This is a genomic window from Bordetella pseudohinzii, from assembly GCF_000657795.2.
In the GTDB taxonomy this organism is placed as follows: domain Bacteria; phylum Pseudomonadota; class Gammaproteobacteria; order Burkholderiales; family Burkholderiaceae_B; genus Bordetella; species Bordetella pseudohinzii.
The window spans coordinates 101,386-126,741 of record NZ_JHEP02000007.1; the positions used below are offsets into that span (position 1 = coordinate 101,386).

The 25,356-nt window shown below is 67.2% G+C and carries 22 protein-coding genes; 13 read left to right on the plus strand and 9 right to left on the minus strand.

The genetic code is table 11. The features are described 5' to 3' along the window. Positions 1–12: 12 nt before the first annotated feature. Positions 13–1,686, minus strand: a complete 1,674-nt coding sequence (gene ettA / locus L540_RS10965; protein WP_043213324.1) for an energy-dependent translational throttle protein EttA — start codon at positions 1,684–1,686, stop codon at positions 13–15. An 84-nt stretch (positions 1,687–1,770) separates the two neighbouring features. Further along, positions 1,771–3,267 carry a putative glutamine/gamma-aminobutyrate antiporter GadC gene (gene gadC / locus L540_RS10970; protein WP_048026280.1) on the minus strand — a complete coding sequence of 499 codons (1,497 nt, stop codon included), beginning with the start codon at positions 3,265–3,267 and terminating at the stop codon, positions 1,771–1,773. Between the two features lie 347 nt (positions 3,268–3,614). Here gadC and hdeA point away from each other — a divergent pair, with 347 nt between their 5' ends. Next, positions 3,615–3,935 (plus strand): acid-activated periplasmic chaperone HdeA, encoded by a 321-nt coding sequence (gene hdeA, locus L540_RS10975; RefSeq protein ID WP_043213323.1) that lies wholly within the window; start codon positions 3,615–3,617, stop codon positions 3,933–3,935. Positions 3,936–3,983: 48 nt separating this feature from the next. Here hdeA and L540_RS10980 read toward each other — a convergent pair whose 3' ends face one another. Beyond that, positions 3,984–4,862: a DMT family transporter gene (locus L540_RS10980; RefSeq protein ID WP_043213738.1), complete on the minus strand. Its 879-nt coding sequence runs from the start codon at positions 4,860–4,862 to the stop codon at positions 3,984–3,986. A gap of 151 nt (positions 4,863–5,013) precedes the next feature. Between L540_RS10980 and L540_RS10985 the strand changes: the two genes are divergently transcribed. Continuing rightward, positions 5,014–5,541: a hypothetical protein gene (locus L540_RS10985; protein WP_043213321.1), complete on the plus strand. Its 528-nt coding sequence runs from the start codon at positions 5,014–5,016 to the stop codon at positions 5,539–5,541. A gap of 18 nt (positions 5,542–5,559) precedes the next feature. Here L540_RS10985 and L540_RS10990 read toward each other — a convergent pair whose 3' ends face one another. The 6 genes from L540_RS10990 to L540_RS11015 form a co-directional block, all read right to left on the minus strand. Further along, positions 5,560–6,555, minus strand: a complete 996-nt coding sequence (locus tag L540_RS10990; RefSeq protein ID WP_043213318.1) for an ABC transporter ATP-binding protein — start codon at positions 6,553–6,555, stop codon at positions 5,560–5,562. Then, positions 6,552–7,526 (minus strand): ABC transporter ATP-binding protein, encoded by a 975-nt coding sequence (locus L540_RS10995; RefSeq protein WP_043213315.1) that lies wholly within the window; start codon positions 7,524–7,526, stop codon positions 6,552–6,554. Before L540_RS10995 ends, L540_RS10990 begins: the two co-directional genes overlap by 4 nt. A gap of 7 nt (positions 7,527–7,533) precedes the next feature. Continuing rightward, positions 7,534–8,448, minus strand: a complete 915-nt coding sequence (locus L540_RS11000) for an ABC transporter permease (protein ID WP_043213314.1) — start codon at positions 8,446–8,448, stop codon at positions 7,534–7,536. Next, positions 8,448–9,437, minus strand: a complete 990-nt coding sequence (locus L540_RS11005) for an ABC transporter permease (protein WP_043213313.1) — start codon at positions 9,435–9,437, stop codon at positions 8,448–8,450. Before L540_RS11005 ends, L540_RS11000 begins: the two co-directional genes overlap by 1 nt. 61 nt (positions 9,438–9,498) lie before the next feature. Further along, complete coding sequence (locus tag L540_RS11010) at positions 9,499–11,070, minus strand: ABC transporter substrate-binding protein (protein WP_043213311.1); 1,572 nt, start codon at positions 11,068–11,070, stop codon at positions 9,499–9,501. Between the two features lie 160 nt (positions 11,071–11,230). Continuing rightward, positions 11,231–11,707, minus strand: a complete 477-nt coding sequence (locus L540_RS11015) for a MarR family winged helix-turn-helix transcriptional regulator (protein ID WP_043213310.1) — start codon at positions 11,705–11,707, stop codon at positions 11,231–11,233. A 356-nt stretch (positions 11,708–12,063) separates the two neighbouring features. Here L540_RS11015 and L540_RS11020 point away from each other — a divergent pair, with 356 nt between their 5' ends. From L540_RS11020 to L540_RS11070, 11 genes are all read left to right on the plus strand, one after another. Further along, on the plus strand, positions 12,064–14,247 hold the full coding sequence (locus L540_RS11020; RefSeq protein ID WP_043213309.1) for an indolepyruvate ferredoxin oxidoreductase subunit alpha: 2,184 nt from the start codon (positions 12,064–12,066) through the stop codon (positions 14,245–14,247). A 1-nt stretch (position 14,248) separates the two neighbouring features. Beyond that, entirely contained in the window at positions 14,249–15,757 is a 1,509-nt protein-coding gene (locus tag L540_RS11025) for an indolepyruvate oxidoreductase subunit beta family protein (RefSeq protein WP_231584774.1), read from the plus strand. 13 nt (positions 15,758–15,770) lie between these two features. Continuing rightward, positions 15,771–16,724, plus strand: a complete 954-nt coding sequence (locus L540_RS11030) for a PDR/VanB family oxidoreductase (RefSeq protein WP_043213306.1) — start codon at positions 15,771–15,773, stop codon at positions 16,722–16,724. A gap of 11 nt (positions 16,725–16,735) precedes the next feature. Then, positions 16,736–18,061, plus strand: coding sequence for an aromatic ring-hydroxylating dioxygenase subunit alpha (locus tag L540_RS11035; protein WP_043213304.1), 1,326 nt, complete (start codon positions 16,736–16,738; stop codon positions 18,059–18,061). Then, positions 18,058–18,552, plus strand: coding sequence for an aromatic-ring-hydroxylating dioxygenase subunit beta (locus L540_RS11040; RefSeq protein ID WP_043213302.1), 495 nt, complete (start codon positions 18,058–18,060; stop codon positions 18,550–18,552). The genes L540_RS11035 and L540_RS11040 overlap by 4 nt, the downstream gene beginning before the upstream one ends. Further along, the gene (locus L540_RS11045; protein ID WP_048026282.1) at positions 18,518–20,170 is read left to right on the plus strand and encodes an AMP-binding protein; all 1,653 of its coding nucleotides are present in this window, start codon (positions 18,518–18,520) and stop codon (positions 20,168–20,170) included. Before L540_RS11040 ends, L540_RS11045 begins: the two co-directional genes overlap by 35 nt. Further along, positions 20,167–21,336, plus strand: a complete 1,170-nt coding sequence (locus L540_RS11050) for a thiolase family protein (RefSeq protein WP_043213298.1) — start codon at positions 20,167–20,169, stop codon at positions 21,334–21,336. The genes L540_RS11045 and L540_RS11050 overlap by 4 nt, the downstream gene beginning before the upstream one ends. After that, on the plus strand, positions 21,333–22,574 hold the full coding sequence (locus tag L540_RS11055) for an SDR family NAD(P)-dependent oxidoreductase (protein ID WP_043213297.1): 1,242 nt from the start codon (positions 21,333–21,335) through the stop codon (positions 22,572–22,574). Before L540_RS11050 ends, L540_RS11055 begins: the two co-directional genes overlap by 4 nt. A gap of 48 nt (positions 22,575–22,622) precedes the next feature. Further along, entirely contained in the window at positions 22,623–23,381 is a 759-nt protein-coding gene (locus L540_RS11060) for a cyclase family protein (RefSeq protein ID WP_109842502.1), read from the plus strand. A 4-nt stretch (positions 23,382–23,385) separates the two neighbouring features. After that, positions 23,386–24,108, plus strand: coding sequence for an SDR family NAD(P)-dependent oxidoreductase (locus tag L540_RS11065; RefSeq protein WP_043213295.1), 723 nt, complete (start codon positions 23,386–23,388; stop codon positions 24,106–24,108). A 95-nt stretch (positions 24,109–24,203) separates the two neighbouring features. Beyond that, on the plus strand, positions 24,204–25,352 hold the full coding sequence (locus L540_RS11070; protein ID WP_043213292.1) for an ABC transporter substrate-binding protein: 1,149 nt from the start codon (positions 24,204–24,206) through the stop codon (positions 25,350–25,352). Positions 25,353–25,356: the final 4 nt, after the last annotated feature.

Genomic DNA, 25,356 nt, shown 5'->3' on the forward strand with positions numbered 1-25,356 from the left:
GTTCGGGCGGGTTTACTTGAGGGCCTTGTAGCGCAGGCGCTTGGGCTTGGCGCCCTCCTCGCCCAGGCGGCGCTTCTTGTCGGCCTCGTACTCCTGGTAGTTGCCGTCAAAGAAGACGACCTGCGACTCGCCTTCGAAGGCGAGGATGTGCGTGGCGATACGGTCCAGGAACCAGCGGTCGTGGCTGATGACCATCACGCTGCCGGGGAATTCCAGCAAGGCGTCTTCGAGCGCGCGCAGGGTTTCGACGTCGAGATCGTTGGACGGTTCGTCCAGCAGCAGCACGTTGCCGCCGGCGATCAGCGTCTTGGCCAGGTGCAGGCGGCCGCGTTCGCCGCCCGAGAGCTGGCCGACGATCTTGTTCTGGTCGCCGCCCTTGAAATTGAAGCGGCCCAGATAGGCGCGCGAGGGCATTTCGAACTTGCCCACCGTCAGCAGGTCGGCGCCGTCGGCCACGGCATCGAAGACCGATTTGTCCGCGTCCAGCGAATCGCGCGACTGGTCCACATAGGCCAGCTTGACCGTCTGGCCCATCTTGACCTCGCCCGAATCCGGCTGCTCGCGTCCGGCGATCATGCGGAACAGCGTCGACTTACCGGCGCCGTTGGGGCCGATGATGCCGACGATGGCGCCCGGCGGCACCTTGAAGCTGAGGTCATCGATCAGCAGACGGTCGCCATAGGCCTTGCTGACATGGTCGAACTCGATGACTTCATTGCCCAGGCGGTCGCCCACCGGGATGAAGATTTCCTGGGTTTCGTTGCGCTTCTGGTATTCGTAGGAAGACAGTTCCTCGAAGCGGGCGATACGCGCCTTGGCCTTGGCCTGGCGGCCCTTGGGGTTCTGGCGCACCCATTCCAGTTCTTTCTTGATGGTCTTCTGGCGGGCCGATTCGCTGGCCTCTTCCTGTTTGAGGCGCGCCTCTTTCTGTTCGAGCCAGGAGCTGTAATTGCCCTTCCAGGGAATGCCGTGGCCGCGGTCGAGTTCGAGAATCCACTCGGCCGCGTTGTCCAGGAAGTAGCGGTCGTGGGTCACGGCCACGACCGTGCCCGGGAATTTATGCAGGAACTGCTCCAGCCACTCGACGCTTTCGGCATCCAGGTGGTTGGTCGGCTCGTCCAGCAGCAGCATGTCGGGCTTGGACAGCAGCAGGCGGCACAGCGCCACGCGGCGCTTTTCGCCGCCCGACAGATTCCCCACCGTGGCGTCCCAGGGCGGCAGGCGCAGCGCATCGGCGGCGATTTCCATCTGGTGATCGATATCGTCGGCGCCGCTGGAAGCGGCGGCGGCGATGATGGCTTCCAGCTCGGCTTGTTCGGCGGCCAGCGCATCGAAATCGGCGTCCGGCTCGGCATAGGCCGCATACACCTCGTCCAGACGCTTCTTGGCGTTGAACACGGCGCCCAGGCCCTCTTCCACGGATTGGCGCACGGTGTGCTCGGGGTTGAGCTGCGGTTCCTGCGGCAGGTAGCCGATATTCAGGCCCGGCATGGGGATGGCTTCGCCTTCAATCTCCTTGTCCACGCCGGCCATGATCTTGAGCAGCGTCGACTTGCCCGAACCGTTCAGGCCCAGCACGCCAATCTTGGCGCCGGGGAAAAAAGACAGGGAAATGTCGCGCAGGATCTGCCGCTTGGGCGGCACGATCTTGCCGACGCGATTCATGGTGTAGACGTATTGGGCCATGGGCTCGAGTCAGAATAATGCGGATGAACCCTGGATTGTAGGCCGTAACCGTCCTGCCCGGGGGCGAGACGCCCCCGGGCCCGTTCAAGCGCCTTTCCCCTTATCGCCGCCCGCCGCCGGTTCCCAGCTGAAGGGCGCGAAATCGCTGTCGGGGCTGCGCCAGCCGTCTTTTTTGAGCGCGTAGATCACAAAGGGGCAGATCACGAAAAACACCGCCAGCGCGACCAGGATGCCGACATAGGCCACGGGGCTGCCGACGGCGATCTGGGCCGGCGGGATGAAGCTGAACAGGAAAGCCAGCAAGGCCGCCAGAAAACCCACGCCGCCCAGCAGCCACATGCCCGCCTTGCCGCCCGGAATGCGGTAGGGCCGCGGCCGCGCGGGCTGGCTGTAGCGCAGACGGATGGCCGCGGCGAACATCAACAAATACATGATGAGATAGAGGATGACGGTGAGCTGGCTCATGATCTGATAGGCCGCCTGCACCGAAGGCAGCACCACGAACAGGATCGCCAGCAGGGAGACGATGCCGGCCTGGACCAGCAGGATGTGCGTGGCCATGCCGTGCGGATTCTGATGCTGCCACCAGCGCGGCAGATAGCCGGCCTTGGCCACCGACAGCAGGCCGGTGGACGGACCGGCCACCCAGGTCACCACGCCAGCCAGCACGCCGACGGCCAGCGCGATGGCAAGCAGCGGCCCCAGCCAGGCCAGGCCCGCCCAGCGCAGCATGTCGCCATAGGCCACCAACAGGCCTTGCGTCAGGCTGATGCCCTGCTGGGGCACGACGATGGCGATCGCCAGCGTACCCAGCACGAAGATCAGCACCGTGCCCAGCGCGGCCAGCATGATGGCGACCGGATAGTTGCGCGCGGGATTGTCGATCTCCTGCACATGGATGGCGTTCATTTCCATGCCCGCATAGAACAAGAAAATGCTGGCCGCCAGGACGATGTTGCCGAAGTGGCTGAAGTCGGGCACCAGCGTGTCCCATGCCATGGAGATCTGCGGCCTGCCCCCGGCAAAGAGGTAGGCGAAGCCCAGCACGATCAGGATGACGGCGGGGATGATGGTGCCGATGATGCCGCCCCACTTGGCCACGCGGGCAAAAGCGTCCACCCCCTTGAAGGCGATGAAGGTCGCCAGCCAGTAAACCGCCAGCACGACTATGAGCACGAACTCCTTGTTGGCCGATAGCGCCTCGTCCCAGCGCTGATCCGGCCCGACAAAGGCCAGCGACACCGCCGCGAACGTCAATGCCGTGGGAAACCACACGGTGACCTGTATCCAGAGCATGAACATGGCCAGGAAGGCCGCCTTCGGGCCGAATGCCTCGCCGACCCAGCGAAACACGCCGCCCTTCTCGGGCCAGCCCGTCGCCAGCTCCGCGGCGACCAGCGAGACCGGCACCAGGAAAGCCAGGGCGGCAAACACGTAATAGAAGATCGCGCTCAGGCCGTATTCGGCCTCGGCCGGCAGACCGCGCAGACTGACCACGGCCACGATATTCATGATCGCCAGCGTGCCTATCGTCAGTTTCTTTGCCGCGGGCCTTGGGGGATTCGATGCAGATGTCGACATGGTTTTCCTCAGAGGAAGCCGAGTACGAAGAAGCCGCCCGGCGAGAGCGGCCTGGACGGACCTATCATCAACGCCGTGCCTAGCCTACACCCTGCCAGCGACCCAGGCGGCAGTGATCGCCAATCAGCAATTTCCGCCAAGCATGCGGGAAATCCCAACCGCCACGGCAACAGCGAGATGCCGCCCTGCCGCTTGTCCGGGAATACCGGGCCCGCGGCCGCGCCGGCCGGCGCAGCGCCGATGATGATCCGGAGATGTGACACCACATTTCAGTAGCCCGCCGGCGACCGCTCCGCGCCTGCCGGCTGCCCTCTCTCCGGAGCTTGACCATCAAAAGGAAATCCGCAATGAGAAAAGCCGTCATTGTCCTGGCCATGGCTTGCGCCGCCAGCACCAGCGCATATGCCAAGGAGGCGTCCATGCAAGCCCCCGCGGCAGGCGCCAAGAAGGCCCTGCCCTTGTGGCTGTGCAGCGATTATGTCGGGCTCGACGAATCCTACCGCCCGATCGCCCTGGGCTTTGCCGAAGCGCTTGGGCGCGGCGGCAAACCCGAAAGCGAGGTGCTCGATGTCGAAGGCATCGCCAAACTCACGCCGACCTTGCTCACCTATTGCCAGGAGAATCCGAAGGTCGCCCTGCGGGACGCGCTGACCCAAGTCAAGCAATAAGCCGCCAGGCCGCGCCCTGCCCGGCGCCGGGCAGGGCGGCTTGCCGCGCTAGGACGCCGCGGCCGCGCGCGGCCGGCCCGGACGCAGCTGCGCCAGGCTGACCCCGGCCAGGGCCAGCAGGCCGCCGACGACGTGATAGGCATGCGGATGCTCGCCCAGTGTCAAGGCGGCGATGGCCACCGTCGCCACCGGCATGAGGTTCAGGAAAATACTGGCGCGGTTGGGGCCCAGGTGGCGCACGCCCTGCATCCACAAAAAGGGCGCGAAAAGCGATGGAAAAATCGCCGCGTAGAGCACCAGGGGCAGATTCTGCGCGTTCAGCGGCGAGGGCGCGGCCAGCCAGAAAAAGGGCAGTTGAAACAGGACCACGAAGGCCGCCTGCATGAACAGCGATTGCCAGACGCCAATGGGCAGCCGCCATCTGCGCAGCAGCACGCCATACAGGGCGTAGGACAGCGAGGCCAGCGCCATCAGGCCGTCGCCCAGGCTGCCGCCGATGGCCAGCAGGCGGGACGGATCGCCCTCGCCCATCAGGATCCCCAGCCCGAAAAGCGCCACCAGCGCCCCCAGCACGGCCATGATCGTTGGCCGCTCGCGCAGCAGCAGCGAACCGACGGCGATGGTCATCAGCGGCACGGTGGAGGTGATGATGCCCATATTGGTGGCCGTGGTCGTGGCCGCCGCGACATAGGACAGCCCCTGGAAAACCGCCATGCCCAGGGCGCCCAGCGCCGCCAGGCGCCACAATAGGGGCCGGATCTGCCCCCATTGCCGCAGCACGCCCGGCAAGGCAAAGGGCGCCAGTAACGCCAGCGCAATCAACCAGCGGTAAAAACCGATGGCCGCGGGCGAAATCACGCTGGCGGCCATCTTGGTCACCACCATATTGACGGACCAGATAAGCGCGGCCAGCGCGGGAAAGGCCATGTAGCGGGCAGAGGCGGGGGGCATAGCGACTTCGGATTGGGGGAAACCCCAGGATATTAGCGCGTGCCTCCCCCGGCGCCGCTTCCGCCCCTGCCGCCGTCGCGGGAAAGCGCGACAATAGGGTTTTCGCAATCCGACTTCCAGGTTTCCTATGTCCGCTTCCGCCAAACCGCCCGCCGCGCTCGCCCGTTTCAGCGAACCCGAACTCGAGATGCTGGCCAAGACGGCCGACGCCCTGAGCGCTTATCTGGGCCAGCCGGTGCTGGCCGAAGTCGCCGAAGGCGAAGAAGGCACGGAGTGGGTGGCTTTCGGCGTGGCGCTGGACGAGAGCGACGCGGATGAGGACGAGCGGCCCCATATGCAGATGGGCGGCGCGGGCGCCCGCATCCTGGGCGGCCGCGGCGGCCTGCCCGATACCGCCACCCAGGCCTATGACTGCCTCTATCTCTGGGCCATCCAGATCTCGCTGGCCGAGGGCGAACGCTTCATCAAGATCGACCAGGAAGGCGAGGAATGCGCCTGGTCGGACGTGCTGTCAGACGTCCTGCCCTTCGATCTCAATGAAAACGCCGAAGACGTGCTGGACGACGACGAGGATGAAGACGAAGACGAGGACGAGGACGACGGCGGCGGCCACGAGGATCATCACGACCACGGGCATCGCGGCCACCGACACTGACAGGCCCCGGGGCCTGCCTCAGTCCAGCCTGCCCTCCTGCACGGCGTGGCAGGCCACCGACACCCCATCGCCGGCCGGCAAGGCCAGCGGCGCTTCGCGCTTGCAGCGCGCATTGGCTTGCGGACAACGCGGATGGAAGGCGCAACCCGAGGGCGGATTCAGCGGGTTGGGCACCTCGCCGGCGACGGCCGTGCGCGGCTTGCCCGTGCCATTGAGGTCGGGGATGGCCTCCAGCAGCATGCGGGTGTAGGGATGCCGGGGCCGCTGGAACAGCGCATCGCGCCCCGCCACCTCGACGATACGGCCCAGGTACATGACGCCGACCCGGTCGGCCACGTGATGGACCACGGCCAGGTTGTGCGAAATGAAGAGATACGTCAGGCCCAGCTCCCGCTGCAGGTCCTTCATCAGATTGAGCACCTGGGCCTGGACCGACACGTCCAGGGCCGAGGTGGGCTCGTCGCACACCAGGAATTCCGGCCGCACCGCCAGGGCCCGCGCGATGGAGATACGCTGGCGTTGCCCGCCCGAGAACTGATGCGGATAGCGGTTCTGGTCGGCGGGATCCAGGCCGACCTGGGCCAGCAGCTCGGCCACGCGCTGTCCGCGTTCGGCCGGCGTCATGCGGGTGTGGGTGAGCATGGGCTCGGCGATGATGCGCCCCACGCGCCAGCGCGGGTTCAAGCTGGCATAGGGGTCCTGGAAGATCATCTGCAGCCGGCTGCGCAGCGCCCGGCCCGCCCTGCCCTCCATCCGCGACAGCGGCTGGCCGTCGAAGGTGATGCTGCCGCGGGTCAGGCCGTACAGGCCCACCAGCATGCGCGCCACGGTGGACTTGCCGCAGCCCGACTCGCCCACCAGCGCCAGCGTCTCGCCCCGCGCGATCTCGAAGGACACGCCATCGACAGCCCGCAGCATGACACGGGGCTTGCGCGCCAGCGCGCGCTCCAGCCAGGGCGGCGAGACGTCGAACCAGCGCGCCGCGTCATTGACTTTCACGAGTGCGCCGCTCATGCCGCCACCTCCTGCTCCAGCAGCCAACAGGCCGCGCGGGACGCGCCGGCCGGCATCAATTCGGGGCGCTCCTGGCCGCAGCGCGCCATGCGCCGCCCGCAGCGCGGATTGAACGCGCAACCCGGAGGAATGGCGTTCAGGCGCGGCATGCTGCCGTCGATCTGGACCAGGCGCTCGGCGCCGCCGTCCAGCGTGGGGATGGAGCCCATCAGCCCCGTGGTGTAGGGATGGCGGGGACGATGGATGACATCGGCCACCGGGCCGATCTCGGCCAACCGCCCGGCATACATGACGGCCACGCGGTCGGCGGTCTCGGCGATCACGCCCATATCGTGGGTGATCAGCATGACGGCCGCGCCCTGTTCGCGGCAGAGTTTTTTCAGCAGCTCGATGATCTGGGCCTGGATGGAGACATCCAGCGCGGTCGTCGGCTCATCGGCCACCACCAGCTTGGGCTCGGCCGCCAGGGCCAGCGCGATCACCACGCGCTGGCGCATGCCGCCCGAGAACTGATGCGGATAGTGGTCGATGCGCTCGCGGGCGGCCGGGATGCCGGTGGAGGCCAGCAATTCGATGGCGCGCTCGCGCGCCTGCCTGGCCGAAAGCGGCAGGTGGGTGAGGATGGTCTCGACCAGCTGGCGGCCCACGGTATAGAGCGGGTTGAGGGAAGTCAGCGGGTCCTGGAAGACCGCGCCGATTTCGCGGCCCCGCACACGCCGCATCTGCTCTTCGGGCAGCGTGTCGATGCGCCGGCCCTGCAGCAGGATCTCGCCGCCGCTGATACGGCCGGGCGGTTCAAGCAGACCGATGATGGCCGCGCCGGTCAGGGACTTGCCCGCGCCGGACTCGCCGACCACGCCGAGCACTTCGCCCGGCGCGATGGAGAAGGACACATCGTCCAGGGCCTTGAGGACGCCCCGGCGGGTGGGGAATTCCACCGAGAGATGATTCACTTGCAGCAATGCGCTCATGGTTGCCTCAATTCAGCCGCGGGTTGAGCGCGTCGCGCAGCCAGTCGCCCACCAGGTTGACCGACAGCACCAGCAACACCAGCGCGGCGCCGGGGAAGATGGTGATCCACCATTCGCCGGAAAACAGGAAATCGTTGCCGATACGGATCAGGGTGCCCAGCGAGGGCGCCGTGGGCGGCACGCCCACGCCCAGGAAGGACAGCGTGGCTTCGGTGATGATGGCCGTGGCCAGATGCACCGTCGCCAGCACCAGCACGGGGCCGGTGACGTTGGGCAGCACATGGCGGAACATGATGACCGGCGAGGCCACGCCGATCACGCGGGCCGCCTGCACATACTCGCGGTTTTTCTCGACCAGGGTGGAGCCGCGCACGGTGCGCGCATATTGCGGCCAGCCGGCCAGCGCGATGGCGCCCACCAGCACCGGGAAGGCGATGACCTCGTGCATCTCGCGCGGCACCACCGCGCGGGCCACGCCATCGATCAACAGGGCGATCAGGATGGCGGGGAAGGACAGCTGCACATCGGCCACGCGCATGATGAGCGCGTCGATCCGGCCGCCGGCATAGCCGGAGACCAGCCCGAGCACCACGCCGATCAGCATGGACAGGGCGACCGAGGCCAGGCCGATCAGCAGCGACACCCGCGTGCCGTAGAGGATGGCCGAATACAGGTCGCGCCCCTGGCTGTCGGTGCCCAGCAGATACTTGGCCAGCCCGTTGCTCTCCCATGCGGGCGGCAGCAGGGCGTCGAGCAGCTCCACCGAGGTCAGGTCGAAAGGATTATGCGGCGCCACCCAGCCGGCCCCGAAGGCGCCCACCAGCATGAGCGCCAGCAGGATGCTGGCGACGATGGCCACCGGCGTATGGCGCCAGGACCAGCACAGGTCGCTGTCCCACCAACGTTTGAGCATGGCTGTCATCAGTGGCCTCCTCCTTGGCGCGACTGTCCGGTGCGCAGGCGCGGATCCACCACGAAATACAACAGATCGACCGCCAGGTTGATGATCACGAAGATCAGGGCGATCAGGCAGAGATAGGCCGCCATCACGGGGATATCGGCGAACTGCACGGCCTGGATGAAGAGCAGCCCCATGCCCGGCCACTGGAACACCGTCTCGGTGACGATGGCGAAGGCGATGATGCCGCCCAGCTGCAGGCCGGTGATGGTGATGACCGGCACCATGGTGTTCTTCAGCGCATGGCCGAAGTGAATCGCGCGGCGCTTCAGGCCCCGGGCGCGCGCGAACTTGATGTAGTCGGCGCGCAGCACTTCCAGCATCTCGGAGCGCACCAGGCGCAGCACCAGGGTCATCTGGAACAGCGACAGCGTGATCGAGGGCAGGATGAGATGCTTCCAGCCGGTGGCCGTCAAGAGCCCGGTGCTCCACCAGCCCAGGCTGACCGTGTCGCCGCGGCCATAGCTGGGCAGCCAGCCCAGGTGCACGGAGAACACCAGGATGAGCAGGATGCCGATGAGAAAGGTGGGCAGGGACACGCCGAGGAGGGATCCGGCCAGCACCATCTGCGCCAGGAAACCCTTGCGGCGCAAGGCGGTGTAGACACCCAGGGGCAGGCCGACCACCAGGGCCAGACAGGCGGCGATCAGGGAGAGCTCAAGCGTGGCGGGCAGGCGGCTTTTGATCAGGCTGGAGACCGGCTCGCTCTGGCGCAGCGAAATGCCGAAATCGCCCTGGACCGCATTGCCGATGAAGCGGGCGAACTGCACGGGCGCGGGATCGTCCAGGCCCAGCTTGTGCCGCAGCTCGGTGCGCTCGGCATCTGTGGCATCCTGGCCCAGCATGATGGTGACGGGATCGCCCACGTACTGGAACAGCACGAAAGCCAGCAAGGCAACGGCGACCATCACCGCGGCGGCCTGCAATAGCCGTCGAAGAATGAATGCAAACATAAAGGCTCACTGCAAGGCGCGGCGGCCCGTGGGCCGGCCGCCGCGCGTGAAACAGGACAGGTCAGTCGACCTTGACCCAGTCGGCCACCAGGCGATTGTCGGCGCGGTGGATCACGCTGACATTCTTGCGCATCGCCCACGGAATGACCTGATCATGCAGCGGAATATGACCGAACTCCTTGGCGTGGATTTCCAGCGCCTTGTGGATGTCGGCGTCGCGCTTGGCGACATCGGTTTCGGTCTTGACGCGGTCGATGATGACATCGACCTCCTTGTTGCTGTAATTGCCGAGGTTGTACATGCCGTCGGCGCCCTCGCCCTTGCTGCGGATGAGGTTTTGCAGCGTGTACATGGCGTCGAAGGTCGGCACGCCCCAGCCGAAGAGATAGACGCTGGTGTCGTGGTTCTGCACCTTGGGGAAGTAGGTGGCGCGCGGCATGGCGTTGAGCGAGGCCTTCACGCCGACCTTGGCCCACATGCCCACGACGGCCTGGCAGATGGCCTCGTCGTTGATGTAGCGGTTGTTCGGACAGTCGAGGGTGAAATTGAGCGTGCCGTCATAGCCGGCTTCCTTGAGCAGGGCGCGGGCCTTGTCGGCATCGTAGGGAACGCGCTTGTGCAGCTCGGCCGTCCAGCCATGCACCTGGGGCGCGATCATGGTGCCGGTGGGCGCGGACAGGCCGCGCATCACGGCGCGCTTGATGGCCTCGACGTCGATGGCGCGGTACAGCGCCTCGCGCACGCGCACGTCCTGGAAAGGGTTCTTGCCCTTGATGCTGGAGTACAGCAGCTCGGGGCGCTTCTGGTCGTAGCCGATATAGATGGTGCGGTACTCGTTGCCCTCGACGACCTTGGCCTGCTGGCGCAGGCGGTCCAGGTCCTGGGCGGCCGGATCGAGCACGAAGTCGATCTCGCCGGAGAGCAGCGCGGCCGTGCGCGTGGCGTTCTGCTTGATGGGGGTGAAGACGACTTCGGTCACGTTGCCGACCTTGTTCTTCTTGTTCCACCAGTCGGGGTTTTCTTCGAAGGTCGTGCGCACGTCGACTTCGCGCGACTTCAGCTTGTAGGGGCCGGTGCCATTGGTGTTGCGCGCCGCGAAGGTTTCTTCTTTGTTGACGAAGTCCTGCGGCTTGGCGACGTTGTGCTTTTCGGACCAGGCGCGGCTCATGATGAAGACGTTGGGCAACTGGCGCAGCAGCACGGGGTTGGGCGCCGTGGTCTCGATCTCGATGGTGTGATCGTCGATCTTGCGGGCTTCTTTGATGCCGGTGGTGTAGGCCTTGTAGTTCGAGGTCGGGGCCATGGCGCGATGCACCGAGAACACCGCGTCGTCGGCGGTGAAGGCCGAGCCGTCATGGAACTTCACGCCTTCGCGCAGCTTGAAGCGGTATAGCGTGGGCGAGACCTGCTCCCAGGACGTCGCCAGGCGCGGCACCACCTTGAAATCCTTGTCGTAATCGACCAGGGGCTCATAGATATAGCTGTTGGCCGCGATGGTCATGCCTTCGTTCTGGGAGTGCGGATCGAAGGTGAGGATGTCGCCCTGGGCGGCCCAACGGAAGGTCTTGGCGTGGGCGGCGGCGGGCAATGCGACAGCGGAGGCGATAGCCAGCGCGATCAGGGTGCGGCGCATAGGAACTCCTGACATTAGTCTGAATGACGGGCGGATATTGCCGTAGCGCGGAATGCCGCGTCAATTAAGGGTTTGCGCGCATGGCCGCGAGTATCGAGCATTCCGCCAACATTAGGGGACATATAGATATCGGGCAGAGAAATATGGCGCCGCCGCCCGCCTATGCTTCCGTCGGGTCGTCTCCGGCGGCCTGGGTCACCAGGACACGCAGCATGTCCATCAGCTCGGCCGCCCGGGCCTGGCCGAAAGGCTCCAGGACGGCGGCCTGGTGCTCCAGCGCGCGCCGGCAAAAATCGGCCACCAGGCCATGCCCTTTGGCGGTGATGCGCACGCGGGTCTGGCGCCGGTCGGCGCGCACGCCGGCGCGCGCCACCAGGCCCTGGGCCTCCATGCGTTGCACCACCTTGCTCAGGGTCGGCTGCTTGGTCAGCGCCAGGGCCGCCAGCGAACCGATGGTCTCGCCGTCGCTGCCCTCCAGGCTGGCCAACACCCGCCACTCCGTCACGGACAGGCCGGCCGCGCTCACCTGCCGGTGGAACTCGGCCGAGATCCGGTGGCTGGCTTGCGCCAGCAGATAGGCCAGATAGCCATCGACGAAACGCGGCGTGGACGGAGACGCGGGCTGACCATGCTTCATGAACACCTTCCTGTACGTATCTGGCCGCGGCCGCGGCACCCGTATGGTGCCAGCCGCGGGCCGCTGGCACCAGAACGCATCCATCTGCTGTGATGCAGCATGGGGTTAGCCCTTATGCCCGCAGGTTTTCGCACCATGACAAGGCCTGCGAGACGCCCGCCTTGTCCGTGGCAACGAGTATATACATCCTTGTTTTTGAGTGATATTTTTTTGCTTCCATGAAAATTCATCTTTTTTATTGACAGCTAAAAAGTTGACTTCTAAAGTATTTCGCAGGACTTAAAAAAAGCAGGGTGCTCGTGTTGCCACGCAGCATCCGCGGGCGGGTCAAAGACCCGCGCTCAAGGGGTTTCTCGATGGCGGAAAGGTCTTTCAAGAAAGAAGTCCAGCAGTTGCGCATCGGCGCGGGCGAAGAGTTCCGCGGCGAAGGCATACTCGCCGTGACCAAGGCGCTGCTGCAGTCCGGCGTGGGCTATGTGGCCGGCTATCAAGGCTCGCCCATTTCGCACCTCATGGATGTATTGGCCGACGCCAAGGACATCCTCGAGGAACTGGACGTGCACTTCGAGGCCAGCGCCTCGGAGGCCACCGCCGCCGCGACCCTCGCCGCCTCGGTCATGTACCCCATACGCGGCGCCGTCACCTGGAAATCCACCGTGGGCACCAATGTCGCCTCGGACGCCCTGGCCAATCTGGCCTCCGGCGGCGTGACTGGCGGGGCGCTCATCATCGTGGGCGAAGACTACGGCGAAGGCTCCTCCATCATGCAGGAGCGCTCGCATGCCTTCGCCATGAAGTCGCAGATATGGCTGCTCGATCCGCGCCCCAACCTCGAAAGCATGGTCAAGGCGGTGGAAGACGGGTTTGCCCTGTCGGAGGCCAGCAAGACGCCGGTGATGCTGCAATTGCGCATCCGCGGCTGCCATGTCCATGGCCGCTTCATCGCCAGCGATAACCGCCGCCCGGCGTTCACGCTGGCGCAGGCGCTGGAGGCGCCGCGGCGCGACACCAGCCGCATCGTGCTGCCGCCCGCGTCCTTTCTGCACGAACAGGAAAAAATCCGCGACCGCTGGCCCGCCGCCATCGAATTCATCAAGTCCCGCAAGCTCAACGAGCACTTCCCCGGCGAACTCGGCGATGTGGGCATCATCCTGCAGGGCGGCCTGTACAACGGCGTCATCCGCGCCCTGCAATTGCTTGGCCTGGCCGATCATTTCGGCAACAGCCGCATCCCGCTCTACGTGATGAACGTCACCTATCCTGTCATCGAGGACGAGGTGATCGCCTTCTGCCAGGGCAAGCGCGCGGTGCTCATGATGGAAGAAGGCCAGCCCGATTACCTGGAGCAGAACCTGCATGCCATCCTGCGCCGCGCGGGCGTGCAGACCCGGCTGGCGGGCAAGGATGTGCTGCCCATGGCGGGCGAGTACACCACCCAGGTCATGCGCGAAGGCCTGCGCGCTTTTCTCGCGTCGCATCGCCCGGACGCGCTGCCCGCCGAACCGGCGGCGGCCCAGCCCGACATCACTGAAATCAAGCGGCCCAAGCCGCAACCCATCGTCTTTCACAAGACGGCCGCCGACCTGGCGCAGGTCGTGCCGGCCCGCCCGGCCGGCTTCTGCACCGGCTGTCCGGAACGCCCCATCTTCTCGGCCCTGACCCTGGCCCAGGAAAAGCTGGGCCAGCATCATATTTCCTGTGATATCGGCTGCCATCTGTTTTCCATCCTGCCGCCCTTCAACCTGGGCGCGACCACCATGGGCTACGGCCTGGGGGCCTCCAGCGCTGCGGCCTTCAATGTGCCGGCCGCCAAGCGGCCGATCTCCATCATGGGCGACGGCGGCTTCTGGCATAACGGCCTGGCCTCGGGCATCGGCAACGCGGTCTTCAACAAATACGACGGCGTCATCGTCATCGTCGATAACTACTACTCCTCGGCCACGGGCGGCCAGGACATCCTGTCTTCGCGCGCGGACAATCCCGACCGCTCGACCAACAACCCCATCGAGGCCGCCGTGCGCGGCGTGGGCGTACGCTGGCTGCGCGTCATCGACCGCACCTATGACGTGGCCCGGGTGCGCGCGGTGATCGAAGACGCGCTGACCACCGATGAAAAAGGCCCCAAGGTCATCATCGCGCAATCCGAATGCATGCTGAACAAACAGCGCCGGATCAAACCCTTGTTCAACCAGGCGGTCAAGGCCGGCCGGCGCGCCATCAAGGAACGCTTTGGCGTGGACCCCGACGTCTGCACGGGCGACCACGCCTGTATCCGCCTGTCGGGCTGTCCCTCGCTCAGCATCAAGGATAGCGGCGACCCGCTCAAGGAAGACCCGGTCGCGCATGTCGAGAGCAGCTGCGTGGGCTGCGGCAATTGCGGCGAGGTCGCCCATGCCGCCGTGCTCTGCCCTTCGTTCTACCGCGCCGACATCGTCCACAATCCCGGCCGCGCCGAACGCCTGATGGCGCGGCTGCGCGGCGCCGTCATCGGCTATCTGCAACGCCGCCGCGCCACGCGCCTGACCCGCTATGCACTCTGACATGACACATCCCCTGAAGATCGCCATCCTGGCCATGGGCGGCCAGGGCGGCGGCGTATTGGCCGATTGGCTGGTCGACATGGCCGAGCACGCCGGCTGGTGGGCCCAGACCACCTCGGTGCCGGGCGTGGCGCAGCGCACGGGCGCGACGATCTACTACGTGGAGCTGCTGCCGGAGGCGGAAGTCCAGCGCGCCGGCCGCGCGCCGGCCCTGGCCCTCATGCCGACTCCCGGCGACGTGGACCTGGTGGTGGCGGCCGAACTGATGGAAGGCGGCCGCGCCATCCAGCGTGGCCTGGTCACGCCGGAGCGCACCGTGCTGATCAGTTCCTCGCACCGCAGCTACGCGGTCAGCGAAAAATCGGCCCCGGGCAATGGCATCGCCGATCCCAACAAAGTCCTGGCGGCGGGACGCGAGGCGGCCCGGCGTTTTCTATGCTTTGATCTCCAGGCCCTGGCCGACCAGGCCGGCAGCGTCATCAGCGCCAGCCTGTTCGGCGCCATGGCGGGCAGCGGCGTGCTGCCTTTCTCACGCGAGGCCTTCGAGGCCACCATCGGCCGGGCCGGGGTCGGCGTGCAAGCCAGCCTGCGCGCCTTCGGCCTGGGTTTTGACGCGGCCGCGCAAGCGCCGGCCCAGCCCGCCGCCATCGACACCGCCCGCCCCCTGCCCGAGGTGCCGGCACAGGCAGCCCACCCCGAATCTCAGGCCTTGCTGGACCGCGCGCGCCGGGACTTCCCGGCCCCGGCGCTGCCCCTGGTGGTGGCCGGCCTGCGCCGCCTGATCGACTACCAGGATCCGGCATACGCGGCCGAATACCTGGACCGCCTGGACGCGCTGCGCGCCCTGGACGACGCCGCGCGCGGCTGGGCCTTGACGCAGGCCGCCGCCCGCTATGTGGCGCTGGCCATGAGCTATGACGACGTCATCCGCGTGGCCGATCTCAAGACGCGCGGCAGCCGCTTTGGCCGCGTGCGCGGCGAAGTCGGGGCCACCGCCGGCCAACTGGTCCACACCACCGAGTTCATGCATCCCCGCCTGGAGGAAATCTGCGGCACCCTGCCGGCGCGCCTGGGCCGATGGCTGGAGCAGTCGCCCGCCTTCGGCAGCTTCGTGAGCCGCCGCCTGGCGCGTGGCCGCCGCCTGCGCAGCAGCACGCTGGGCGGCTTCCTGGCGCTGTATGGCCTGGCCGGCATGCGCCGCTTCCGCCGCGCCACCCTGCGCCACCGCCATGAGCGGGCCGACCTGGAGCAATGGCTGGACCTGGTGGCCGAGCTGGCGCGCGCCGACTACGCGCTTGCCGTCGAGGCCGTGCTCTGCCGCCGGCTGGTCAAGGGCTATAGCGACACCCATGTCCGCGGCGGCGGCAAATACCGCAGCCTGCTGGCCGCCGCGCGCGCGCTGGCCGGCCGGCCCGATGCCGCCAGCCGCCTGAAGCAGCTGCGCGAAACGGCCCTGGCCGACGCCTCCTGCGCTCCCCTGGAACGACAAATGGCCGAGCTGGCCGCCTGATCCGAAAAGCCCCATGCTGAAACTCATTGTGCGCCAGACGCGCCAGGCTTCTCCGCTGATACGCTCCCTGCGGCTGGCGCCTGCCGAAGGCGCGCCGCTGCCCTCCTTCGGCCCTGGCGCGCATCTGAAGATACACGTGCCCGGCCTGGCCGAGCCGCGCTGCTATTCCTTGATGGGCTTCGCGGCGGCGGACTTCGAGCAGCCCGGCCACTACCAATTGGGCGTGCGCCTGGAAGACAACAGCCAGGGCGGCTCGCGCCATATGCATGCGCTGGCCGAGGGCGATGTCATCGAGGCCGAGCCGCCGCGCAATGACTTCCCCCTGCACGCCGCCGAAGCTGGCGAGGCGCCGGTGGTGCTGATCGCCGGCGGCATCGGCATCACGCCCATCGCGGCCATGGCCGCCACGCTGGCGCATGCCGCGCGCCCCTACCGCCTGCACTACTGCGGCCGCTCGCGCGCTCAACTGGCCTTTCTGGACGAACTGCGCGCCCTGGCGGGCGACGCCCTCGCCGTCCACGCCGATGATGAAAACCCGCTGGACCTGGCCGGCCTGCTGGCCCAGGCCGGGCCGGCCTCGCACGTCTATGTCTGCGGCCCCAAGGGCCTGATCGACGCGGTCATCGCCGCCACCGGCGACTGGCCCGAGGGACGGGTGCATTTCGAGCTTTTCACGCCGGCCGCCGCCCAGGAGGGCGACCAGGCTTTCGAGGTCGAGCTGCGGCAATCCGGCAAGGTGCTGACCGTGCCGGCCGACAAGACCATCCTCGACGTGCTCGAGGCCGCCGGCTGCGATCCCCTCTATGACTGCAAGCGCGGCGAATGCGGGGTCTGCCAGGCCACCGTGCTCGAAGGCCTGCCGGATCACCGCGACTACTACCTGTCCGAAGCCGAAAAGGCCGGCGGCCAGGTCATACAAGTGTGCATCTCGCGCAGCAAGACGCCGCGCCTGGTGCTGGACCTGTAACGAGAGAAGCCATGGCGCGTTACCGAGACAATCCCCAAGCCGTGCGCGCCTTGATGCGCGAGACCGAAGTCCACAAGGACATGTTCATCGATCCGGAGATCTTCGAGCTGGAGATGGAACATCTGTTCGCCAATACCTGGGTCTATGTCGGCCACGACAGCCAGGTGCCCAGGCCGGGCGACTACATCACCACGACGGTGGGCAATCAGCCCGTGGTCATGGTGCGGCATAGCGACCAGAGCGTGCGCGTGCTCTACAACCGCTGCCCTCACAAGGGCACCATGGTGGCCGGTGATGCCTGCGGCAACACCGGCAAGTTCTTCCGCTGCCCCTATCACGCCTGGACCTTCAAGACCGATGGCGCGCTGCTGTCCATACCCTTGAAGAAAGGCTATGACCCGGCCGTGCTGTCGCAGTGCGAGGCCAACCAGGGCATGAAGCCGGTGGCCGCCGTGCGCAACCACCGCGGCTTTGTGTTCTGCCGCCTGAATGAGCAAGGGGAAAGCTTCGAGGACTTCTTCGGCGACGCGCTCACGACCCTGGACAATATGGTCGACCGCTCGCCGGAAGGCCGCCTGGAAGTCGCCGGCGGCGTGTTCCGCTATATGCATCGCTGCAACTGGAAGATGCTGGTCGACAACCAGACCGACACCTGCCACCCCATGGTGGCGCACGAATCCTCGGCCGGCACGGCGGTCAAGGTCTGGGAGCAGGCGCCCGAAGGCACGCCCAAGCCCATGGCGGTGGAATTGTTCGCGCCGTTCATCTCGCCCTATGAGTTCTTCGAGAACATGGGCATCCGCGTCTGGCAGAACGGCCACGGCCATACCGGCGTATCCGACTCCATCCACGCGGCCTATTCCGGCATCCCTGGCTACTGGGACGCCATGGTGGCCGCCTATGGCGAGGATCGCGCCCACGCCATCCTGGGCGATGTGCGCCACAACACGGTCTATTTCCCCAACATCATGGTCAAGGGGCCGATCCAGACGCTGCGCATCTTCAAGCCGCTGGCGGCCGACCGCACCCTGGTCGAATCCTGGACCTTCCGCCTGGTCGGCGCGCCCGACCTGCTGCTGGAGCGCACCCTCATGTACAACCGCCTCATCAATGCGCCCACGTCGGTGGTCGGCCACGACGATCTCGAAATGTATGAACGCGCGCAGCAAGGCCTGGCCTCGCGCGGCCATGACTGGGTCAATGTGGCGCGCCTGTACGCGGACGGCGAAGACGGGCAGCGCAATGTCGTGACCAATGGCACCAATGAATGGCAGATGCGCAATCAGTACCGCGCCTGGGCGCGCTATATGACCGACAGCATGGAGGCACGCCCGTGAGCGCCGATATCCGCCAGGCCCTGTGCGATTTCGTCTATGCCGAGGCGCGCCTGCTCGACGAGGGCCGCTATGAAGAGTGGCTGGAGCTGTTCACCGAGGACGGCCGCTACTGGATGCCGCTGGCTCCCGGCCAGGACGACCCCCGCCTGCATGCTTCGCTGATGTACGAGGACCGCTTGCTGCTGCGCGTGCGCGTCGAACGCCTGGCCGGCCAGCGCACATTTTCGCAGCAGCCCAAGAGCCGCTGCCACCACCTGCTGCAAGCGCCCTATGTCGACCTGGACCACCCCGAGGCCGATGCGGCGGCGGGCCGCCATGTCGTGCGCACGGCTTTTCATTATGTCGAGACCCGCCAGGACGAAAAAACGCTGTACGCGGGCTGGGCCACCCATCATCTGCTGGCCGGCCCCGATGGCCTGCGGCTGCGCCTGAAACGGGTCGACCTGGTCAACAGCGATGCCGCCTTCGGCAACATTCAACTTTTCATGTGAGGACCGCGGCGTGACCGTCCATCAGGCATTCCAGGCGTCGGCCCGCCGTTGGCCCGGCCAACCTTTTCTCTGCGTGTTGCCCGAAACCGCGGCGATCTACGGCATCGACGCGGGCGAACTGCGCTATGAGCAGGCCGCGCAGGCCGTCGACACCCTGCGCGCGGCCTATGCGCGCGCCGGCTACGGCCACGGCCACCGGGCCGGCCTGCTGCTGGAAAACCGGCCCGCCTTCTTCCTGCATTGGTTCGCGCTCAATGCGCTGGGCGTATCGGTCGTGCCCATCAACCCCGACCTGCGCGCCGCCGAGCTGGAATACCTGGCCGGGCATTCCGAGATCGCGCTGGCGGTGGCCTTGCCAGGCCGCCATGCCGATCTGCTGGCCGCGGCCGAGCGCGCCGGGCGCACCCTGCGCGTGATGGGTCCGGACGAAGCGCCGCCTCCCGCCCCGTTCGCGCCGCCGCTGGCCGGCGAACCGGATGAGCACAGCGAATGCGCCCTGCTCTACACCTCCGGCACCACCGGACGGCCCAAGGGCTGCATCCTGCCCAACCGGTATTTCCTGCATGCCGGCAACTGGTATGCCCGCATCGGCGGGATGGCGGCGCTGGCCCCGGGACGCGAACGCATGCTCACGCCCCTGCCCCTGGTCCACATGAACGCCATGGCGTACTCGGCCATGGCCATGATGCTGACCGGCGGCTGCCTGATCGTGCTGGACCGCTTCCATCCCCGTTCCTGGTGGGACAGCGTGCGCGCCTCGCGCGCCACCGTCCTGCATTATCTGGGCGTGATGCCGGCCATGCTGATGAAGGCCGAGGCCGGCCCCGCCGACCTGGATCACGAAGTGCGCTTTGGCTTCGGCGCGGGCGTCGAGCGCGACCTGCACGCGCCCTTCGAGGCGCGCTTCGGCTTTCCGCTGCTGGAAGCCTGGGCCATGACCGAGACAGGGGCTGGCGCGGTCATCATCGCCAACCGCGAGCCGCGCCATATCGGCTCGAACTGCTTCGGCCGCGAAGAATCGGATGTCGAGGTGCGCCTGGTCGGCGACGACGGCCAGCCGGCGGCCGCCGGCCAGCCCGGCGAACTCCAGGTCCGCCACGCCGGGCCCGATCCGCGCTATGGCTTTTTTGCCGGCTATCTCAAGGACGAAGCCGCCACCTCGGCCGCCTGGGAGGGCGGCTGGTTCCACACCGGCGATATTGTGCGCCGCGACGCCGACGGCGCGCTGCGCTTTGTCGATCGCAAGAAAAACGTCATCCGACGCAGCGGCGAGAATATCTCGGCCGTGGAAGTGGAAAGCGTGCTGCTGCACCACCCGGCCGTGAAATCGGCCGCCGTGGCGGCCGTGCCGGACGCGGTGCGCGGCGACGAGGTGCTGGCCTGCATCGTCTCCGAGGCCGCCGGCGAGGACGCCGCGCGCGACATCGTGCAGTGGTGCCTGGAACAGCTGGCCTATTACAAGGCGCCCGGCTATGTCGCCTTTGTCGACAGCCTGCCGCTGACCACCACCAACAAGATCCAGCGCGGCGAGATGAAGACCTGGGCGCCGACCCTGCCGGGCACGCCCCGCTGCTTCGACACCCGCGCCCTGAAAAAACGCCCGGAGAGCCACGCATGAAGCGGCGAGCCTATGACGGCGTGGCCGTGGCGGTGCCGGTCTCGCTGCCCTATGTGCGTTACAGCACGCACGCCGCCCATTATTGGCTTGGACGGGCGCTGGCCGAACTGCTGCGCCGCTCGGGCCTGGCCAAGCACGATATCGACGGCCTGTGCGTCTCCAGCTTCACCCTGGCGCCCGACACCGCCGTGGGCCTGACCCAACACCTGGGCATGCAGCCGCGCTGGCTGGACCACATCCCCATGGGCGGCGCCAGCGGCGTGGTGGCCCTGCGCCGGGCCGCGCGCGCGGTCCAGGCGGGCGATGCCGGCATCGTGGCCTGCCTGGCGGGCGACACCAACCATGTCGACTCCTTCCGCCATACCGTCAGCCAGTTCTCGCGCTTCGCGCAGGATGCCGTCTACCCCTATGGCGCCGGCGGCCCCAATGCCAGCTTCGCGCTGCTCACGCGGCACTATATGCAGACCACCGGCGCCACGCGGGAGGATTTCGGCAAGCTTTGCGTGGCCCAGCGCGACAATGCGCTGCGCTTTCCGCAGGCGCTCATGAAAAAGCCGCTGACCCTGCGGCAGTACCTCGACGCCCGCGTCATCACCGACCCCATCCATCTGTTCGATTGCGTCATGCCTTGCGCGGGCGCCGATGCCTTCCTGGTCATGGACGAGGACCGCGCGCGCCGCCTGCAACTGCCCCACGCCCGCGTGCTTTCCACTATTGAACGCCACAACGCCTGGGCCGATGATGCCATCCAGACGCGCGGCGGCTGGACGCTGGACCTGGACGAGTTCTATGGCCTGGCGGGCCGGGGCCCCGAAGACGTGGACCTGATGCAGGCCTATGACGACTATCCCGTCATCAATATGATGCAGATCGAGAACCTGGGTTTCTGCGCGCCCGGCGCCGCGCCCGAATTCGTGCGCCGCCACGGCTTCACGGTGGACGGCAGCTTCCCCTTCAATACCAACGGCGGCCAGTTGTCGGTGGGCCAGGCCGGCGCGGCCGGCGGCTACCTGGGCCTGGTCGAGGCGCTGCGCCAGCTGACCGGCCAGGCCGGCGCCACCGCGGTGGCCGGGGCGCGCACCGCCCTGGTCAGCGGCTTTGGCATGATCAACTATGACCGCGGCCTGTGCACCGGCGCGGCCCTGCTCGCCCGGAGCGAAGCATGACCGACGCCCTGACGCCGCCGCCGCGCAAGAACCCCATCGCGCGCACCCGCCGCCCGACCCTGCCGCCGGGGGCCCGCAGCCGCGGCGCGCTGGGCCTGACGGCCGCCGCCGCCCTGGGCCGCTTCCGCCTGCAGGCCTGCGCGGCCTGCGGCGCCGTGCAATATCCGCCGCGCGAGGTCTGCGGCAGCTGCCTGCATCACGAGCTGCCCTGGCGCGACACCGACCCGGCCGGCGTGCTGCTGGCCACCACGGTCCTGCATCACAGCAATGACCTCTACTTCCGCGAGCGCCTGCCCTGGCGCGTGGGCACGGTGCGCATGCAGGCCGGCCCCGTGGTGGTGGCCCATCTGCACCAGGATTGCGCCGAAGGCCAGCCGGTGCGCCTGGCGCTCAAACTGGACCGCGCCGGCCAGGCGGTCATGATCGCTCTGCCCGCCAAGGACACCCCCAACATGCAAGATGACAAGACGCTGCGCGAAACCGCCTGCGATCCCAAGTTCCGCCGCGCCCTGGTCACCGATGGCAAGTCGGCCGCCGGCCAAGCCATCGCCCGCGCCCTGCTGGAAGCCGGCTCGCCCCTGGTATTCATCGGCGACCCGCAAGTCTGGCGGCGCGACGCCGCCTTCGACGCGCTGGCCGCCGACCCCCGGGTGCAGACGCTGGAACTCAATGTCAGCGACACCGATTCGGTGGACCGCGCCGCCGCCTCGATCGGCGGCAAGGTCGAGATCCTGGTCAATTGCGCCGATCATGAACGCGAGGGCGGCTTGCTGCACAGCCGCGACGTCAACCTGGCGCGCGATACGCTGGACGTCAACTGCCTGGGCCTGATGCGCCTGGCGCGGGCCTTCGGGCCGGCGCTGTGCGGGCGCGCCGCCGACGGCGTGAACAACGCCAGCGCCTGGGTCAACGTGCTGAGCATCTACGCGCAGATGAATCTGCCCTCGCGCGGCATCTGGGCGGCCTCCAAGGCGGCCGCGCTGTCCATGGCCCAATGCCTGCGCGCCGAGATGCGGCCGGCCGGGGTGCGTGTAATCAATGTCTTCCCCGGGCCGCTGGACCACGAATGGGAGCAGCTGACGCCCCCGCCGCGCGTGGCGCCGGCCGCCCTGGCCTCGGCCATCGTCCGAGCCTTGCGCGATGGCGTGGAGGATGTCTATGTGGGCGACGTCGCCCTGGAATTCCAGGAACGCCTCACCGAAAACCCCAAGGGCCTGGAACGGGAACTGGGCGCCTGAGCCGGCAACAAGGAGATCAAATTGAGCACCGATACGCTGACCCGCTTCATGGCCGACCTGGCCACGGGCGCCCTACGCATCATCGACCTGACCGAGACGCTGACGCCGGAGTTTCCGACCATCGTGCTGCCGCCGGAATTCGGCCAGGCCTGGCCCTTCCGGATCGAGGAGATCTCGCGCTATGACGAGCGCGGCCCGGCCTGGTACTGGAACAACTTTTCCTGCTCCGAGCATACCGGCACGCACTTCGATGCGCCGGCGCACTGGATCAGCGGCCGCGACCAGCCCGACAACACGGTGGACACCATTCCGGTCGAGGCCTTCGTGGCCGGCGCCTGCGTCATCGATTGTTCGGCCGAATCGCGCGATAACGCGGATTTCCTGCTGACCATCGACCATGTCCTGGCCTGGGAAGAACGCCATGGCCGCATCTCGGCCGGCCACTGGGTGCTGATGCGCACCGACTGGTCCAAGCGCGGCAAACCCACCGACTACCTCAACCTGCGCGAAGACGGCGCGCACTCGCCCGGTCCCGATGCCGAGGTCGTGCCCTGGCTGATCCGCGAGCGCGACGTGCATGGTTTTGGCACCGAATCGGTCGGCACCGACGCCGGCCAGGCCCAGCACCTGGATCCCCCCTACCCCTGCCATTACTACATGCATGGCAATAATCGCTATGGCCTGCAATGCCTGACCAATCTCGATCAGCTGCCGCCCACGGGCGCCGTCATCTTTTCGGCACCCCTGAAGATACGCAATGGCTCGGGCAGCCCCTTGCGCGTGCTCGCCATGGCTCCGGGACGCTGACGCCATGACGCCCATCGCCATTGTCACCGGCGGCAGCGCCGGCATCGGCGCCGAGATCTGCCGCGACATGCTGGCCGCCGGCTACGAAGTGATTTCGCTGGCGCGCCGCGCCGGGACGCTGACGCATCCGCGCCTGTCGCATGTGCAGGTCGACCTGCTGGACGAGGCCGCCACCCGGCAGGCCGCCCAGGAAATCGCCGCCCGCCACGCGGTAAGCCATGTGATCCACAATGCCGGCGTGATCTGGCCCAACCTGCTGCCCGATGTCCGCTCCGAGGAGCTGCACGGGCTGACCCAGATCCACCTGGGCGCGGCCCTGGCCCTGGTGCAGGCGGTCCTGCCCGGGATGCAGGCCCGCCGCCACGGCCGCATCGTGCTGATGTCTTCGCGCGGCGCCCTGGGCCTGCCCACCCGCACCGCCTACTCGGCCACCAAGGCCGGCATGATAGGCATGGCCCGCACCTGGGCCCTGGAGCTGGCCCCGCATGGCATCACGGTCAACGTCGTGGCGCCCGGCCCCATCAAGACGGATATGTTCCATGATGTCATCGAACCCGGCAGCGAGCGGGAAAAACAGATCGCCAACGGCATCCCGGTCAAGCGGCTGGGACAGGCCGACGATGTCTCGCGCGCCGTCATGTTTTTCTGCGACCCCGCCAATAGCTTCATCACCGGCCAGACTCTGTATGTCTGCGGCGGCGCGAGCGTAAGCTCCATCACCATCTGAAGCAGGCAAGGCCCTTATCACCCCAGCACGGCGGCCAGCGCGAGCGCCGAATTTTCACAGCATTACCGTCTCCCGCCCTATACGGAGGAATTGCCATGTTGTCGAACAAACTCTCTCTCGCGGCCGCGGCGCTCGCCACGCTGCTCGCCATGCCGGCCCTGGCCCAGGTCAAGGTCGGCGTGGTCACCTCCTCGACCGGGCCGACGGCCTTGGTCGGCATCCCCCAGAAGAACTCCATCCCGCTGCTGCCCAAGGAGATCGGCGGCCTGAGCGTGGAATACATCTCGCTGGACGACGCCAGCGACACCACCGCATCGGTCACGGCCTTCAAGCGCCTGATCACGGAACAGAAAGTGGACGCGCTCATCGGCCCCTCGGGCTCGCCCAATGCCATGGGCGTGCTGCAGTTCGCCGCCGAGGCCGGGGTGCCCATGCTGGCGCCGGTCGGCACGGCCGCCGTGGTGCTGCCCATGAACGACCAGAAGAAATGGGTGTTCAAGACCACGCAGAACGATGACATCATCGCCCGCGCCCTGGTCGACCACATGGCCAAGAGCGGCATCAAGACCGTGGGCTTCATCGGCCTGAACGATCCCTATGGCGAGAACTGGTACAAGGTCTTCTCGGCCATGGCCGCCGAAAAAGGCATCAAGATCACGGCCAACGAGCGCTATGTGCGCTTTGACACCTCGGTCACCGGCCAGGCGCTGAAGATCCTGGCGGCCAAGCCGGAAGCCGTGCTGATCGCCGCCCCGGGCGCGGCCAGCGTGCTGCCGCAGGCCACGCTCTTCGACCAGGGCTACAAGGGCAAGTTCTACCAGACGCACGGCGCGGCCCTGCCCGACTTCCTGAAACTGGGCGGCAAAAAGGTCGAGGGCACCATCCTGGCCGCCAGCCTGATGCTGGTGCTGCCCGAAATCGCGGACAGCAATCCGTCCAAGAAAGTCGCCAGCGACTATATCGCCGCCTACGAAAAGCTCAACGGCTCCAAGCCCGCCACTTTCGGCGCCAATGTGTTTGACGCCGGATTGCTGCTGCAACAGGCCATCCCTGAAGCCGCCAAGGCGGGCAAGCCGGGCACGCCGGAGTTCCGCTCGGCGCTGCGCGACGCGCTGGAACGCACCAAGGAGCTGGTCGGCACCCAGGGCGTCTACAACATGAGCCCGGCCGACCACAGCGGCTTTGACGAGCGCGGCCGCGAACTCATCACCGTCAAGGACGGCACCTGGACGCTGGTGAAGTAAACGC